The organism is Streptomyces sp. NPDC058864 (genome assembly GCF_042742985.1).
GTDB lineage: Bacteria > Actinomycetota > Actinomycetes > Streptomycetales > Streptomycetaceae > Actinacidiphila.
This window is the reverse complement of record NZ_JBHYMQ010000027.1, coordinates 77904-92756: the sequence shown is the minus strand read 5'-3', so window position 1 is coordinate 92756 and position 14853 is coordinate 77904. Positions and strand designations below refer to the sequence as shown.

Genomic DNA, 14853 nt, shown 5'->3' with positions numbered 1-14853 from the left:
TCGACACCTCGCCGTACCTGGAAACGAGGTCGGCGACGTGGTTGCCGACCATGCCGCCGAACCAGCGGCACTGCTCCCGGGCGTGGGCCAGCGCCCGCGGGGAGTCGTCCTCGGTGACGTACGCGGGCGCGGCCACGCAGACCTTCACCTCGGACGGGTCGCGGCCGGCGGCGACCGCGGCGTCCCGGACCGCCTTGACCATCCACTCGGTCAGGTAGACGTCGCCGAGCTGCAGGATGAACCCGTCCGCCTTCGCCCCGGCGATCGCCAGCGCCTTCGGCCCGTACGCCGCCATCCACACCGGCAGTCTCGCTCCCTCCTTGATCCAGGGGATGCGGACGACCGTGCCGCCGAGGTCGGCCTCGCGGCCCTCGGCGAGCTCGCGGATGACGTGCATCGCCTCCTCGATGCGGGCGAGGGTGTTGGGCTTGCGGCCCGCCACGCGCATCGCCGAGTCTCCCCGGCCGATCCCGCAGATCGTGCGGTTGCCGAACATCTCGTTCAGCGTCGCGAAGGTCGACGCGGTCACCTCCCAGGTACGGGTGCCCGGATTGGTGACCATGGAGCCGACGACCATCCGCTCGGTCCGCGCCAGGATCTGGCTGTAGATGACGAACGGCTCCTGCCACAACACGGTCGAGTCGAAGGTCCAGCCGTGGGTGAAGCCGTTGCGCTCGGCGCGGCGCATCAGCTCCACGACCGCCGCGGCGGGCGGGTCCGTCTGCAGGACGAGTCCGAAGTCCATGGGTCCACGCGCCTTTCTCAGACGAGGTACTGACAGGTTCCGCGCGGGGTGTACTGGCCGTGGCCCGCCCGTCCGACGTACTCCCGGCCGTCGATGACGGGCTCGCCGCGGGACAGGACGGTCTCGACCCGTCCTGTGATCCGCTTGCCCTCGTAGGCGGAGTAATCGACGTTCATGTGGTGGGTGGCGGCGGACATGACCTGCTCCGCGTGCGGGTCGTAGATCACGATGTCGGCGTCCGCGCCCGGCGCGATGGTCCCCTTGCGCGGATAGAGCCCGAACATCCGCGCCGGTGCCGCACAGGCGATCTCGATCCACCGCCGACGGCTGATGTGCCCGTCCACCACCGCCTGGTGCAGCAGGTCCATCCGGTTCTCCACCCCCGGCAGACCGTTGGGGATCTTCGAGAAGTCGCCCCGCCCCAGCTCCTTCTGCCCCACGAAGCAGAACGGGCAGTGGTCCGTGGACACCACCTGCAGGTCGTCGGTGCGAAGGGCCCGCCAGAGGACCGCCTGGTGCTCCTTCGGCCGCAGCGGCGTCGAGCACACGTACTTGGCACCCTCGAAGTCCGGTTCCGCCAGGTTGTCCGTGGACAGGAACAGATACTGCGGACACGTCTCGCCGAACACGTTCAGCCCCTCGTCCCTGGCGAGGGCGATCTGCTCGACGGCCTGCTGCGCGGAGACGTGGACGACGTAGAGCGGCGAGCCCGCGACCTGGGCGAGCCGGATCGCGCGGTGGGTCGCCTCGGCCTCCAGCAGGGCGTGGCGGACCTCGCCGTGGTAGCGGGGATCGGTCCTGCCCGCCGCCAGGGCCTGTTCGACGAGCACGTCGATGGCGATGCCGTTCTCCGCGTGCATCATGATCAGGCCGCCGTTGTCGGCGCCGCGCTGCATGGCGCGCAGGATGCGGCCGTCGTCGCTGTAGAACACGCCGGGGTAGGCCATGAACAGCTTGAAGCTGGTGACGCCCTCCTCCACGAGGATGTCCATCTCCTTGAGGGTGTCCTCGTTGACGTCGGAGAGGATCATGTGGAAGCCGTAGTCGACGGCGCACTGCGCGTCGGCCTTGGCGTGCCAGGTGTCCAGTCCGCTGCGCAGCGACTGGCCCACCGACTGCACGGCGAAGTCCACGATCGTCGTCGTACCGCCCCAGGCGGCGGCCCGGGTGCCGGTCTCGAAGGTGTCCGAGGCGTGGGTGCCGCCGAAGGGCAGTTCCATGTGGGTGTGCGCGTCGACGCCGCCCGGGATGACGTACTTCCCGGTCGCGTCGATGACGCGGTCGGCGGACCCGGTCCAGCCCTGTGCCGGGTCGGAGTCGTGCGAGGCGAGGGCAACGACCCTGCCCCCCTCGACGAGGACGTCGGCGTGGACCTCGTCCGCGGCGGTGACGACCAGTCCGCCCCGGATGACGATGCGGCTCATGCTCCCACTCCTTCCAATGGCTGAGGGCGGGGTCCCCGGAAACCTCGATGCCATGTCGGAACGGCTCTACGCACGTAGACCCCGCCATGGTGGAAAACGTATGACCGGTCACCCACGGTGGCAATACCGCTGCTCCCCATCGACGGGACCGACGGGGACGATCACTCCTCCTCCGCGCCCCCGTACGGCGAACGCTCACAATATGCCACGAACCGGGCGCCCGGGTCTGCAGGTGACGAGGTGGGAAATCGCGTTGCCCCGACCGCGACGGCACGGCGACGATGGGCGGATGGAGGATCCCGCATGCGGCTGAGGCTGCGTCACTTCCGCCCGCGCACCGGCCCGGTGGAGCACCGGATCGTGCAGCCCTGGCATCCCCCGCGCCACACGGCGCTCACCGACCCGGCCGAGTACGGCTTCCTGGTCGGCGACCACGCCGGGCTCTCGGCCCTCGCCGGGCTGTTCTCCTTCGCGGCGTGCTCGCGGCGCACCGTCGTCCACGTGCCGCTGCGCGGCGGCGTCCCCCTGGACGAGGAGGCGTACCTGGCGACGGCCGGCGACCGCGTCGACCTCGTCCTCGTCCACCACTCGCTGGGCCTGCGGGTGAGCGAGTGGCCCCGGCCGCGCGGCCGGCTGACCGGCGGGGTGCCCCTGACGGTCCGCACGGACGAGGCGCGCACGGCGCGCGACGCCGACGCCTGGTGGCAGCGGTACGGCCACGCGGACTCCCGCGACCGGCTGCGGCCGGTCCGCCACGCGCGGACGCTGTTCCTGGTGGGCAGCCGCGGCACCTTCTCCTTCGCCGCCGCGTCACTGGCGCGGGCGGCCGGCCAGGGGCCGCGCCGGAAGGGCGTGACGAAAGGGCACATGGCCCTGGTCGAAAGGCTCACACCGCTGCTGGAGTCCGGCGACCGGGGGCGCGGGCCGGAACTCGACATCGCCTTCAAGACGTACCCGCCGTACGCCCACTTCCGCAGGCCGGGCCGTCCACGGCGGCGGGACGGCACCCCGGCGCCCGCCCCCGCTGCCGGCGGACCACGGGCGGCGGGCCCATGAGGTTCGCGACGTTCAATGTGCTGCACGGTCTGCCGGTCAGGGACGGCAGGCCGGCCCCCTTCCCCGGGGGTGCCGCCGCCGGGGAACCGCTCGCCCGGGCCGTCGCGTCCCTGGACGCCGACGTCCTCGCGCTGCAGGAACTGGACCGTTTCCAGGAGCGGTCCGGCCGGGTGGACCAGGCCGCGGCGGCCGCCACGGCGTCGGGCGCCCGGGACTGGCGCTACGCGTCGGCGGTGCACGGCCGCTCGGTGCCGGGCACGGGATGGGTGCGCGATCCGGCCGAGCCCGGGCTGCGCGTGTACGGACCGGGGGACGCGGCCCGCGGCAACTGCCCGCCGTCGCACGGGATCGCCCTGGCCACCCGGCTTCCCGTACGGGAGTGGCGGGCCCTGCGGCTGCGCCCCTCACCCGTGGGGTTTCCGCTGCGGGTGCCCGGGGTCGCCGGGCTCCGGATGACGAGCGACCAGCCGCGCTGCGCCCTGGCGGCCGTCCTGGAGGGCGCGCGCGGCCCGTTCACGGTGGTCGCGGTGCACCTGTCGTTCGTCCCCGGCTGGAACGTGGGCCAGTTGGTGACGGTCCGCCGCTGGATCGCCGGACTGCCCCGGCCCCACCTGCTGCTGGGCGACCTCAACCTGGTGGGCCCGGTGCCGGGCTGGCGCTGGGCGGGGCCTGGCGGGCGCTGGCCCGTACGCGCACCTACCCCTCCCACCGTCCCGTGGTGCAGTTCGACCATGTGCTGGCCGCGGGGGTCGGGCGGGCCGACGTGCGCTCTTCCGGCGCGCCGGTCGTGCGGGTCTCCGACCACCGGCCGCTCGTCGTCGACCTGGAACTCTGACGGCGGCGTCGTGGGCGGCGGCCGTGTCCCCGCCCACGACGTGTTGTGACGTACCGTCAGGCCGGGCCGTCGCCCAGCTCGCTCTGCGCCTGCTTGAGCGCCGACTCCAGGATCGAGGCGCCTTCCTCCGCCTCGGCGACGGTCAGGGAGAGCGGCGGGGCGATGCGCAGCGCGTCACCGGCCCGGCCGCCCTTGCCGATCAGCAGGCCGCCCTCGCGAGCCGCCTCAAGGACGACGCCCGCGGCGGCCGGCGTGGCCAGTTCGACGCCGAGCATCAGCCCGCGGCCGCGCACCTCGCGGACCACCGGGAGACCGGCGGAGATGGCCTCCAGCCGCGACCTGAGCAGACCGCCCACGCGCCGGGCGTTGCCCTGCAGGTCGTGGTCGAGGAGGTACTGGAGGTTGGCCAGCGCGCCCGCCGTGGTGATGGGGCTGCCGCCGAACGTGGAGATGGAGTTGGCGGTGAGGCAGTTCATCACCTCGGCGCGGGCGACGACGCCGCCCATGGACAGGCCGTTGCCGACGCCCTTGGCGAAGGTCAGCACGTCCGGCGGACCGGAGCCCTCGTGCGCCTGCCAGCCCCAGAAGTGCTCACCGGTCCGGCCCCAGCCGGTCTGCACCTCGTCGGTGATCCAGAGGATGCCGTGCCGGTCCAGGACCTGCTTGAAGGCGGCCAGCAGCCCGTCCGGGCCCGAGGTGAAGCCGCCGACACCCTGGATCGGCTCGGCGATCAGGGCGGCGACCTGCCCGTTGGCCTGGCCGAGCATGTCCTCTAGGTCCGCCACGCAGGCGGCCGTGAACTCGGCGTCGGACAGGTGCGCGTAGGGGCCGCGGTGACGGACGCCGCCGTGCACGTACAGCGTCTGCAACGGCGACAGGCTCGTGGGCGACCATGAGGTGTTGCCGGTGATGCCGATCGCCGAGAAGGAACGCCCGTGGTAGCTGTTGCGCAGCGCCAGGATCTGGTTGGACTTCCGGTACGTGGTGGCGAGCAGCAGCGCGGTGTCGTTCGCCTCCGTGCCGGAGGTGGTGAAGAAGACCCGGGCGTCCGGGATGCCCGACAGGCGGGCGATGCGCTCGGCGAGGTCGACGGCCTGGGAGCTCAGGTAGAGCGTGGAGGAGTGCAGGATCCGCCCGGCCTGCTCGCGGATCGCGGCGGTGACCTCCGGCAGCGCGTGGGCGGTCATGGTGGTGAGGATGCCGCCGAAGAAGTCGAGGTACTGCCGGCCCTCGGCGTCCCAGACGTGGCGGCCCTCGCCATGGGTGATCTCGATGGGTTCCCGGTAGTACGTCGCGAGCCACTGCGGCATCACGGCCCGGTGGCGGGAGTGGAGCGCGGCGTGCGGGTTCTCGGTGATGGTCATGGACGTGTTCACGCCTCCGTCAGGGTGCCGTAGGCGTCAGGGCGGCGGTCCCGGTAGAAGGCCCACTGCTGGCGCACCGCGGGGATCAGGTCGAAGTCCAGGTCGCGCACGATCAGTTGTTCCTCCTTGTCGGAGGCGACGTCGCCCACGAACTGGCCGCGCGGGTCGACGAAGTAGGACGTGCCGTAGAAGTCGTTGTCGCCGTAGACCGGTTCCCGGCCGACCCGGTTGATGGCGGCGACGAAGTACTCGTTGGCGACGGCGGCGGCCGGCTGTTCCAGCTGCCACAGGTACGAGGAGAGTCCGCGGTGGGTCGCCGAGGGGTTGTAGACCAGTTGCGCCCCGGCCAGGCCCAGCGCGCGCCAGCCCTCGGGGAAGTGGCGGTCGTAGCAGATGTAGACGCCGACCTTGCCGACGGCCGTGTCGAAGACCGGCCAGCCCAGGTTGCCGGGCTTGAAGTAGTACTTCTCCCAGAAGCCCTTGACCTGCGGGATGTGGTGCTTGCGGTACTTGCCGAGGTAGCTGCCGTCGGCGTCGATCACCGCGGCGGTGTTGTAGTAGAAGCCGTCCTGCTCGACCTCGTAGACCGGCACCACCATCACCATGCCCGTCTCCCGGGCGAGGGTCTGCATGCGCTGCACGGCCGGTCCGTCGGGCACCCGCTCGGCCCACCGGTAGTTCTCGGCCTCCTGCACCTGGCAGAAGTACGGAGAGTTGAACACCTCCTGGAAGCCGATCACCTGGGCGCCCTGCGCGGCCGCCTCGCGGGCGTGCTCCTCGTGCTTCGCGATCATCGACTCGGTGTCACCGGTCCACGTCGCCTGGACGAGCGCGGCGCGTACGACATTGGGCATGACAGCTCCTTTGACGCGAGGTCACGCCGGAACGGCGGGCTGGTCTACGCACGTAGATCCGGCGCTGGGACGAACGTAAGAGCCCACTGCCCACTGTGGCAATACCGACGCCGTTACTCAACGAAGCCGATCAGATTTCGCGGTCGGGCAGACCCGCTCGGCGCAGTGCGGCGGCCAGGTCGCGGCGTTTGGACACCGACACCAGGCCCGCCGCGTCCAGGAGCGGGCCGACGAGCCCGGCACCCTCGTGGGCGATGCCGGCGGCCGTCTCCGGGCTGCGGGCGCGGACGAGGGCGGCCAGCAGGCTCAGCGCCGCGTCCCGGTGGCCGGCGTCGAGCAGGGCTTCGGCGGTCGCGGCGACCTCGGGAACGGGCCGGGCGGCCGCCTGGTGGAGCAGGGTCCGGCGGTCGTCGCCCCGGTCGGCGGAGTCCAGGGCGGTCGCGGCGGCCGCCAGACGCCGCGGGGGCTGCGCCGCCAGCTCCCAGAGCAGGGTGGCCACGTCCGCGGCCAGTCCTGAGCGCTCCAGCGCGGCCGCGAGCTCGGGGACGTCCTCGGGCGGGCCGGCCACGGCCTCGCTCATCAGCACGTACGCCTCGCCGGTGCGGCCGGTGCGGCGCAGTTCGGCCATGCGCGCCGCGGTCGACCGCGCGGCCTCCCTGCGGGCGTGCGCCGCACGGACGTCGGTGCGGCTCTGTGCGGCCTCGCGGCCGTCTGGGGTGTCGTGGCCCGCCGCGCCCGCGAAGCGGGCCCCACGGGGACCGGGGGCACGGCCGCCCTGCGGTGCGGCGACGGCGGGCGGCGCGGGCGGCTGCGCGACCACTTCGGCCTCGGGTGCTCCGGCGAAGCGGGCCCCTCCGTACCGCGCTCCGCCGCGGGGGCGTTCCTTTCGTCCGCGGGCGGCGGGCCGGTGGGCCGTCCAGGGCCGGGCGTCGGCGTCACCGGGGCCGGACCCGTGGCCCGGTGCAGGGGCCGGACCGCCGTCCTGCGGGCGCGGGGACGCGGCCTGGGCGCGGGGCGTCGGAACGCGGGGGGACGGGGCCGCCTGCGGGCGGAACCACCCCTCGGGCACGTTGGGACGGGAGCGGACGGCGTCGATGCGCGCCTGGAGCTCCGCGCAACGCGCGACGGCCCGTTCGCGGTCGTCGCGGGCCCAGGCGAGTTCGTTGCCGAGGCGCTCCGCGTCGGCGGTGGTGGCCGCGCCGCGCTGCGCGGCGGTGACCTCGCGTTCGTGCAGCACCGCGTACTGGCGTTCCCTGAGTAAGACGTCCAGCCGGGTGCCCAGCGCCGCCTCGGCGCCCGGTGCGGCGTCGTGGGCGGCGACGGCGGCGGCGTGCAGTCCGCGGGCGGACTCCGCGGCCTCCTGCGCCGGGTGGCCGCCGCGGGCGGCGGCGACGTCCTGGAGGAGGGCGAGGACGACGTCCCACGGCGGGACGTCGGTGCCGTCGAGCCAGGCCTGGACGCCGCCGGGATCGCGTTCCGCGAATACCGCGTACCAGCCGGGCGTGTCGCCCGCCGCGCCGACGAGACCCCGCAGGTACCGGGCGAACTCGCGGATCGGGTCGATCACCTGGCTGCGCTCCCCGCGTTCCACTCTCGCTCCTCCCTGTCCGCCGCCGGGCGGCGGAAGCGTGTGGTCCGCACGGCATTCGACACCCGTTGTGTTACGGCGGCGCTACGGAGAGTTTTCGCGGAGGGGGCGGAGGCTGCACGGGCGCCCGGAACCCGCGCGGAGGCACGGTGGCGCGCCCCCTTCGCCGGGGAGCCGCCGGCGCGGTGTCCCGGACCCTCAGGGCCGGGCCGTCTCCAGGTGCTGACGGCGGTAGTGACGGGCGACGCGGGCGCGGTTCCCGCAGGACGGCTTGCACCATTCCTGGCGGCCGTGGGATTTCACGAAGTACCGGACGCACCGGGGCGCGGCGCAGGCCCGCAGCCGTGCCCGTTCCGGGCCGGCGAGGAAGTCGACGGCGGCGCGGGCGAGTTCGGCGACGATCCGGGCGGCCGGGCCGGCCGGCTCCACGGCGGCCTCCAGCAGGGCGGCGGGCGCCTCCTCCGCCTCCCACACCAGCCGGGGGACGACCGGGACCCGCGCCGCCGCGGTGTTGAGGTGTGCGAGGGCCTCCTCGGCGGGCATCAGGCGCCGGACGTCGGCGGAGCTGGGCGGTCCGGGCGCCACGGCGCGGGCGAAGAGGGCGCGCACCGCGCGGCGGAGCTCGAGGACGTCGGCGAGGACGGCGTCGTCCGCGGTGAAGCCGCCGTCCTGGGGAAGATGTTCGCCGACCCATGCCGTGAGCGCGGAGGGGTCGCCGAGGTCGTCGGTGACCCCTCCGTCGCCGTCGTGCCGGATGGTGCTCACCAGTTCCAGGGCCAGGTAGCGCTCCACGACGCCCCTCCTCTTGATCGTCCGCCGGTCGCACCCTACGGTTCTAATGCAAGATGACAGATTAACCATTAAGCCTGGAGGGGAGCGGCCCATGCCGCTGCTGGCTCACATCAGCGACCTGCATCTCGACGGCACCGAACGCTCGACGGAGCGCGCCGCCCGTGTCATGTCCTACCTGCGCGGGCTCCCGCGCCCGCCCGACGCACTGCTGGTCACCGGGGACATCGCCGACCACGGCGCCCCGGCCGAGTACGAGGAGGCCGCCCGGATCCTCGACGCGCCCTTCCCGGTGCTCCCCTGCCCGGGCAACCACGACCGGCGCGCCGCGTACCGCAAGGCACTGCTGGGCGAGGCCGAGGAGACGGGACCGGTGAACCGGGCGCACGTCGTCGCCGGGACCGCGGTCCTGATGTGCGACTCGACGATCCCGGGCGAGGACGACGGTCTCCTCGACGAGGAGACCCTGGAGTGGATGTCCGCGACGCTGGACGGGCTGGCCCCCGGTACCCCGGCGCTGCTGGCCTTCCACCATCCGCCCGTCGCGCTGCACCATCCGCTGCCCGACGGGTACCGGCTCGGCCGGCCCGCGGCCCTGGAGGAACTGCTGGCCGCACACCCGGAGGTGGTCGCCGTCCTGACCGGGCACGCGCACACACCCGCCGCCACCACCTTCGCCGGGCGGCCGCTGATCGCCGCACCAGGGGTGACGTGGACGCTGCGCATGCCCTGGGAGGGCGGGCAGGACGGCTCGGTGGCCGACCGCTCGGCGCCGCCCGGCGTCGCCTTCCATGTGCTGGACGACGAGCGGCGCCTGACGACCCACTACCGCGTGGTGCTCTGAACCACCATCGCCGAGCCGCCGCCGCGGCGCACCGTCTCGGCGGCGGCGAGCCAGCGGCCGTCCGGCAGCCGCTGGACGCCGGTCGTGGCACCGATCTCACCCGCGTCGGCGAAGCTGTGCCCGATGTCCTTCAGCTCCGCCGCCACGTCGCTCGCGAGGAAAGCGGGCTCGACCTGGGTGTTCGCTGCGTTGCGCTGGCTGGCGCGCGGCGCGGCGATCGCGTCCACCAGCGGCAGGCCGCGGTCGACGTGCTCGGTCAGTACCTGCAGCACGGTGGTGATGATCGTGGCGCCACCGGGCGAGCCGAGCGCGAAGTCCGCACGGCCGTCCTTCGTGACGATCGTCGGTGACATCGAGGACCTCGGCCGCTTGCCCGGACCCGGCAGGTTGGGGTCGTGGACGGAAGGACTGGCCGGGACGAACGAGAAGTCGGTCAGCTCGTTGTTGAGCAGGAAACCGCGCCCGGGGACGGTGATGGCGCTGCCCCCGGTCTGCTCGATGGTCAGCGTGTACGAGACGACGTTGCCCCACTTGTCGGCGACCGTGAGGTGCGTGGTGCTATCCCCCTCGTACGTCGTCGGGGCGGCCTTGCCGCCGCTGGCGCAGCGCGCCGGGTGGTACGGGTCTCCCGGGGCGACCGGGCTGGTGAGCACCGCGTCGTCCTTGATCAGGCAGGCCCGGGAATCGGCGAACGACCGGGACAGCAGCCCCGCGGTCGGGACCTTCTCGAAGGCCGGGTCGCCCACCCAGCGCCCGCGGTCGGCGAAGGAGATCCGGCTCGCCTCGAGGAAGCGGTTCAGGTACTGCGCCTCGGAGAGCCGGGAGAGCCTGCCGGTCCGCTCCAGGATGTTCAGTGCCTCGCCGACGGTGGTGCCGCCGGAGGAGGAGGGCGCCATGCCGTAGACGTCCAGACCCCGGTAGGAGACGCGGGTGGGGTTCTGCGGCTTGGCCTTGTAGGCCTTGAGGTCGGCCGTCGTGAGGTCGCCGGGCCGGACGACCCGGGTGGCCGCCGGGTCCACCGGCGGCTTGCGCACGGTGTTCACGATGTCGGCGCCTATGCCTCCGCTGTAGACGGCGGAGACGCCCTTGCGGCCGAGCTCGGCGTAGGTGCGGGCGAGGTCCGGGTTCTTGAGGGTGGAGCCGACGACGGGCGCTTGCCCGCCGGGCAGGAAGAGCGCGGCGGTGGCCGGGAAGTCCTTGAATCGCGCCTGGTTGGCCTCCGTCTGGCTGCGGAAGGTGGCGTCCACGGTGAAGCCGTCGCGGGCGAGGCGCTCCGCGGGCCGCAGCACGTCGCGCAGGCTGCGGCTGCCCCAGGATCTCAGGGCCGTGTCCCAGGTGGCGGGGGTGCCGGGGACGCCGACGCTCAGGCCGCTGGTGACGGCGTCGTTGAAGGGGAGGGGCTGGCCGTTCTCGACGAAGAGCTTGTCGGTGGCGCTCTTGGGGGCCGTCTCGCGGCCGTCGATGGTGTGGACCTTGCGCTGCCCGGCGTCGTAGTAGACGAAGTAACCACCGCCGCCGATGCCCGAGGAGTAGGGCTCGGTGACACCCAGGGCGGCCGCGGTGGCGACCGCGGCGTCCACGGCGTTCCCCCCGCGGCGCAGCACCTCGATGCCGGCGGCGGAGGCGTCGGCGTCGACGCTGGAGACCGCGCCCCCGTAGCCGACGGCGAGCGGGACCTTGGCGGGCGTGGCGTCCCGGGCCGGGGCGTCCGCCCCCGGCGGGGCCGCGGCCACCGACAGAGCGGCGGTTGCGGTTACGGCGAGCAGCGACAGACTCCGTACAGCGTGACGACGCATACGTGGACCTCCACTGGGGCGACCGTCCGGGCAGCCTAACCCCACCCTGCCTTCCTCGTCAGGAACGCCTCAACTACGATCCCGGCCCATGAGCGACGACGTGCGCAACATCGTCCTGGGACTGGCCGCGAGCGGTATCAGCGCCGCGCTGGGCTGGTTCGTCCGCACATACCTGTGGCGGCGCAAGCTGCGCCGCAAGCAGCGCTTCTTCGGGCTGCCCACCGGCTCGGAGTGCCTGATGGTGATCAACCGCGATGCCGGTTCGACGCGGGGGTGGAGCGTTGCGCGCCATGACGTCTTCGCGTTGATCGAGCTGTCCGCGCTGATCAAGGAGTGCGGGGCGCACGCCGAGGTCCTGCCCCACGACACCGCCTGGCAGGGCTTCGGCGCGCGCACGGAGTTCTGCATCGGCGGCCCGATATCCAACCACCGCATGGCGGCGCACCTGCGCTCCATGCTGCCCGGTTTCCAGGTCAACGACTTCACCGGGCCGGTCGAGGACCAGGGCGCGCTGACCGTGGGCGGCGAGGCCTACCGCATGGAGAAGGGCAAGGTGGAGTACGTCTTCCTGGCCCGGCTGGCCGCCGACGAGAACACCGGGAACAACCGCCCGGTCTTCCTCGCCTCCGGCCAGCGCGGGGTGACCAACCAGGCCGCCGTGCGCTACCTCGCCCGCCACTACCTGCGGCTGTCCCGCAAGTACGGGGTGGACGGCACCTTCTGCCTGCTGCTGAAGGTCGTCAACTCCGACGCCTACGGACCCGACGTGGTGGAGGTCGTCGCCGACGTCACCCGCGAGGCCAGGACGCCCGCCAGTCTCCCGGTGGCCGTCACCGCGGAGTGACGGCCCGGGACCGGGCGGGCGGCCGCGGAGGCACGGGCCCCCGCGGCCCCGTCATATGCGGCCGCGCACGCAGAGCCGGTCCAGTACGGCGGCGGCCATGGCCTTCTCGCCCAGCGCGTTGGGGTGGGCGGGCGCGGCCGGAGCGGCGGGCGTGAGCGGCTCGATCCAGCGGACGCCGGGGGCCGTGCACATGTCGTGGCCGACGGTCGGGGTGTAGGTGTCGACGTAGATCGCGTGGGCGGCCTTGGCGCGCCGGGCCAGCATGGCGTTGAGCCGCTTCTCGGTGTCGCGGAGGTAGGCGAAGTCCCCGTCGGCGAAGGGCACGGCCGGCCGGCAGCCGACGCCGCTGTCGGGGAGCAGCGCCGGGTAGCCGACGACCACGACACGGGCCCGCGGCGCGCGGTGGTGGATGGCGTCGAGCACGGCGTCGATCTTCGGTGCCGTCGCGTCCACGGCGGCCCGCAACTGGTCGGTGCCGCCGGCCGAGTAGTACTTCTGGCAGGGATTGCCGGTCGGGTCGGAGACCGCGGCGCCCGCGCAGGTGCGGATGATGCTGCCAAAACCGACGTCGTTCCCGCCGATCTGCAGCGTGACCAGGGAGGTGCGGCGGCTCAGTGCGTCCAGTTGCGGCGGGTTGCTGCCCTGCGCCTTCCACATCTCGGCGGTGGTGGCCCCGCCGCAGCTCACGTCGGTGAGGCTGGTGCCTCTCAGGCGCTCTGCCACCAGCGAGGGGTAGTTCCGGTTCGACCGGGCGCAATTGGCGTCCACCTGGTCGGGGATGAGCGGTCCCGACGTGTACGAGTCCCCGAGCGCGACGTACGCGTCCCGGTGTCCGTTGCCGTGACCGTGGCCTTGATGCCCGCCGCCGCGTGTGTGCGCGGTGGCCGGAACCGCGCTCAGCGCGGTGAGCACGAGCGCGGCCGACGCCGCGGCCGCTCCCAGGATCGATGCACGTCCGACACCCATCGGGCCCTCCCCCTGTCGACGCTGACAGGTTCAGATTCGGCGCCCGCCGTGGCCGAAGTCAATGGATGTGTCGCAAGTTCGCTCGATGGACTGACGTTCCCTCAGCTCGAGCCCCCGGCGCCGCGCTCCTTCGCCGACCGCGCCCCGCGGAGCCCCTTCGGAGTGGATCCGGAGCCGTACCCCACCGCGTACGACGTCCAGGCCGGCCACCGCCCGGCCGTGGTCGTGGACACCGCGGGCCCCTCCGCACCGGGCACAACCGGGCGTCGACCGGGCGGTGCGCGTGCTCAAGGCGGCGGGCCATGTCGAGCGACGGTTCGGACGCGGGGTGTTCTTGGTCGACCGATCCGCCCGCGGGACGCTCGACCGCAGTACAGGCCCGTGGACCCGCCCTTCGCCGCACGCGTCGCCGGTGACACCACGACCGTGGACCGGGAGGCCCCGGCCGTCACCACGATCGCCCCGCCGGCCATCGCCGAGCGCCTGGGCATCGCCACCGGCGACCCGGTGGTGACGACCCTTCACGAGTACCTGGCGAACCGCCGGCCCGTGCAGCTCGCCACCGGTCGGGAGCCGCCGGCCATCACCGACGGCACGGACGTCGCGCGTCCCGAGCGCGGACGACCGGCTGCGCGCACGGCCGGTGCGTGACGGCTGTCCGGCGGACGTACCTCGACGCCGACGACCGCGCCGTCGAGACCTCGGACACGGTGATCCGCGCCGACCGCCGGCACGTGGCGTACAGCATCGGCTTCTCGTCCTGACCGGCCCCGGCGGGGCCGAGTCCCGCCGGCCGGTGGCGCCCCCGGCCGCTATCGGCCTCCGGCGGCCGCGCCCGCGTGGCCCTCGCCGAGCACCCGGCCGACCAGCGCGTCGCGGTCGGCCTTCGGGATGGCGGTCCAGCGGGTACCGCGGATAGCGCCCTCGAGGGCGAGCAGGGTGTGGGTGCAGGCGTCCTCGGGAAGCCCTTCGCGGATCATCGCGAAGGCCCCTCCGGATCCGAGGCGGCGCAGCTCGTCGGCGTCCGGCACACCGGCGCTGCGGAGGCGCTCGGCCAGGACCGCGCCGATGTTGGGCATCTGCTGCAGGGAGTCCATGCCCCCATCATGCACCTCCCGACGCCCCGTCAGACGGCGATCTCGGCCCAGACACGCTTGCCGCCCGGGAGGAGTTCTGTCCCCCAGCGGTAGGTCAGGGCAGAAACGACCTGAAGACCGCGAGTGCGCCCGGTCGTGTCGGGGACCCGTCCGGTCAGCACCAGGCAGGGCGGAGTGCGGGAGCCGTCGCGGACCGACATGTGCACCAGCGTCAGCCGTCGCGACAGCGCGACGCCCACCCGCCGCCCCCCGGCGTGCCGTACGGCGTTGGAGACGAGCTCGGCGAGCACGAGGCCCGCGGTGTCCAGCAGGTACCCGAGGCCCCACACGTCCAGGGTGGCAGCCAGGATGCGGCGCGCCTGGGCCGGCGCCAGGTCGTCGGCGGGCAGGAAGACCTCGCCCAGCAGCACGGTGGCGGGCGGCGGGGACGGAGACGGTTCGGCCGCCGCGTCGTGGGTATGGAGGGTGTCCGGGGGCGACTCGTCGCCCGCACCGTGGCCGGCGCCGGGGGCGACGCGCCGGAACGGGGGCCGTGCGGCCAGGTTGTCCCCCATGTGACCACCTCACAGGTGTCGTAGGTGGCGCCGAGCATTCCCGCGAAGCACACGTGCACGCGATACCCCCGCGCTATTCTCACCACGACATACCCGC

15 protein-coding genes are annotated in these 14853 nt (G+C 73.5%); 5 read left to right on the top strand and 10 right to left on the bottom strand.

The annotated features are described in order from the left end of the window. On the bottom strand, positions 1-745 hold a 745-nt coding region (locus ACFW3D_RS21680; RefSeq protein ID WP_500505925.1), incomplete at its 3' end, for a TIGR03842 family LLM class F420-dependent oxidoreductase. A 17-nt stretch (positions 746-762) separates the two neighbouring features. Continuing rightward, positions 763-2169, bottom strand: coding sequence for a dihydropyrimidinase (gene hydA / locus ACFW3D_RS21675; protein ID WP_500505923.1), 1407 nt, complete (start codon positions 2167-2169; stop codon positions 763-765). A 303-nt stretch (positions 2170-2472) separates the two neighbouring features. Here hydA and ACFW3D_RS21670 point away from each other — a divergent pair, with 303 nt between their 5' ends. Together ACFW3D_RS21670 and ACFW3D_RS21665 are read left to right on the top strand one after the other, a co-directional pair. Next, a complete protein-coding gene (locus ACFW3D_RS21670; protein ID WP_500505920.1) occupies positions 2473-3225 on the top strand; it encodes a hypothetical protein in 753 nt (250 codons plus the stop codon). Then, positions 3222-4109: an endonuclease/exonuclease/phosphatase family protein gene (locus tag ACFW3D_RS21665; protein WP_500505918.1), complete on the top strand. Its 888-nt coding sequence runs from the start codon at positions 3222-3224 to the stop codon at positions 4107-4109. Before ACFW3D_RS21670 ends, ACFW3D_RS21665 begins: the two co-directional genes overlap by 4 nt. Before the next feature lie 7 nt (positions 4110-4116). On the opposite strand, the gene ACFW3D_RS21660 is transcribed toward ACFW3D_RS21665, so the two are convergent. The 4 genes from ACFW3D_RS21660 to ACFW3D_RS21645 form a co-directional block, all read right to left on the bottom strand. Beyond that, positions 4117-5424, bottom strand: a complete 1308-nt coding sequence (locus ACFW3D_RS21660; protein ID WP_500505916.1) for an aspartate aminotransferase family protein — start codon at positions 5422-5424, stop codon at positions 4117-4119. A gap of 8 nt (positions 5425-5432) precedes the next feature. Beyond that, positions 5433-6278 (bottom strand): nitrilase-related carbon-nitrogen hydrolase, encoded by an 846-nt coding sequence (locus tag ACFW3D_RS21655; protein WP_500505914.1) that lies wholly within the window; start codon positions 6276-6278, stop codon positions 5433-5435. A gap of 130 nt (positions 6279-6408) precedes the next feature. Further along, complete coding sequence (locus ACFW3D_RS21650) at positions 6409-7869, bottom strand: hypothetical protein (RefSeq protein ID WP_500505912.1); 1461 nt, start codon at positions 7867-7869, stop codon at positions 6409-6411. A gap of 195 nt (positions 7870-8064) precedes the next feature. Continuing rightward, positions 8065-8658, bottom strand: a complete 594-nt coding sequence (locus tag ACFW3D_RS21645; protein ID WP_500505909.1) for a CGNR zinc finger domain-containing protein — start codon at positions 8656-8658, stop codon at positions 8065-8067. Positions 8659-8749: 91 nt separating this feature from the next. Between ACFW3D_RS21645 and ACFW3D_RS21640 the strand changes: the two genes are divergently transcribed. After that, positions 8750-9499: a metallophosphoesterase gene (locus ACFW3D_RS21640; RefSeq protein ID WP_500505907.1), complete on the top strand. Its 750-nt coding sequence runs from the start codon at positions 8750-8752 to the stop codon at positions 9497-9499. Here ACFW3D_RS21640 and ggt read toward each other — a convergent pair. Further along, positions 9481-11295: a gamma-glutamyltransferase gene (gene ggt / locus ACFW3D_RS21635; protein WP_500505905.1), complete on the bottom strand. Its 1815-nt coding sequence runs from the start codon at positions 11293-11295 to the stop codon at positions 9481-9483. The genes ACFW3D_RS21640 and ggt overlap by 19 nt on opposite strands. Before the next feature lie 88 nt (positions 11296-11383). Here ggt and ACFW3D_RS21630 point away from each other — a divergent pair, with 88 nt between their 5' ends. Then, positions 11384-12139, top strand: a complete 756-nt coding sequence (locus ACFW3D_RS21630; RefSeq protein WP_500505903.1) for a hypothetical protein — start codon at positions 11384-11386, stop codon at positions 12137-12139. Between the two features lie 51 nt (positions 12140-12190). Here the strand turns inward: ACFW3D_RS21630 and ACFW3D_RS21625 are convergent, their stop codons facing one another. After that, the gene (locus ACFW3D_RS21625) at positions 12191-13105 is read right to left on the bottom strand and encodes an SGNH/GDSL hydrolase family protein (protein WP_500505900.1); all 915 of its coding nucleotides are present in this window, start codon (positions 13103-13105) and stop codon (positions 12191-12193) included. Between the two features lie 381 nt (positions 13106-13486). Here ACFW3D_RS21625 and ACFW3D_RS21620 point away from each other — a divergent pair, with 381 nt between their 5' ends. Next, positions 13487-13756: a hypothetical protein gene (locus tag ACFW3D_RS21620; RefSeq protein WP_500505897.1), complete on the top strand. Its 270-nt coding sequence runs from the start codon at positions 13487-13489 to the stop codon at positions 13754-13756. 161 nt (positions 13757-13917) lie between these two features. On the opposite strand, the gene ACFW3D_RS21615 is transcribed toward ACFW3D_RS21620, so the two are convergent. Then, positions 13918-14202: a TfoX/Sxy family DNA transformation protein gene (locus ACFW3D_RS21615; protein WP_326571765.1), complete on the bottom strand. Its 285-nt coding sequence runs from the start codon at positions 14200-14202 to the stop codon at positions 13918-13920. A 29-nt stretch (positions 14203-14231) separates the two neighbouring features. Then, positions 14232-14756, bottom strand: a complete 525-nt coding sequence (locus ACFW3D_RS21610) for an ATP-binding protein (protein ID WP_500505894.1) — start codon at positions 14754-14756, stop codon at positions 14232-14234. Positions 14757-14853 lie beyond the last annotated feature (97 nt).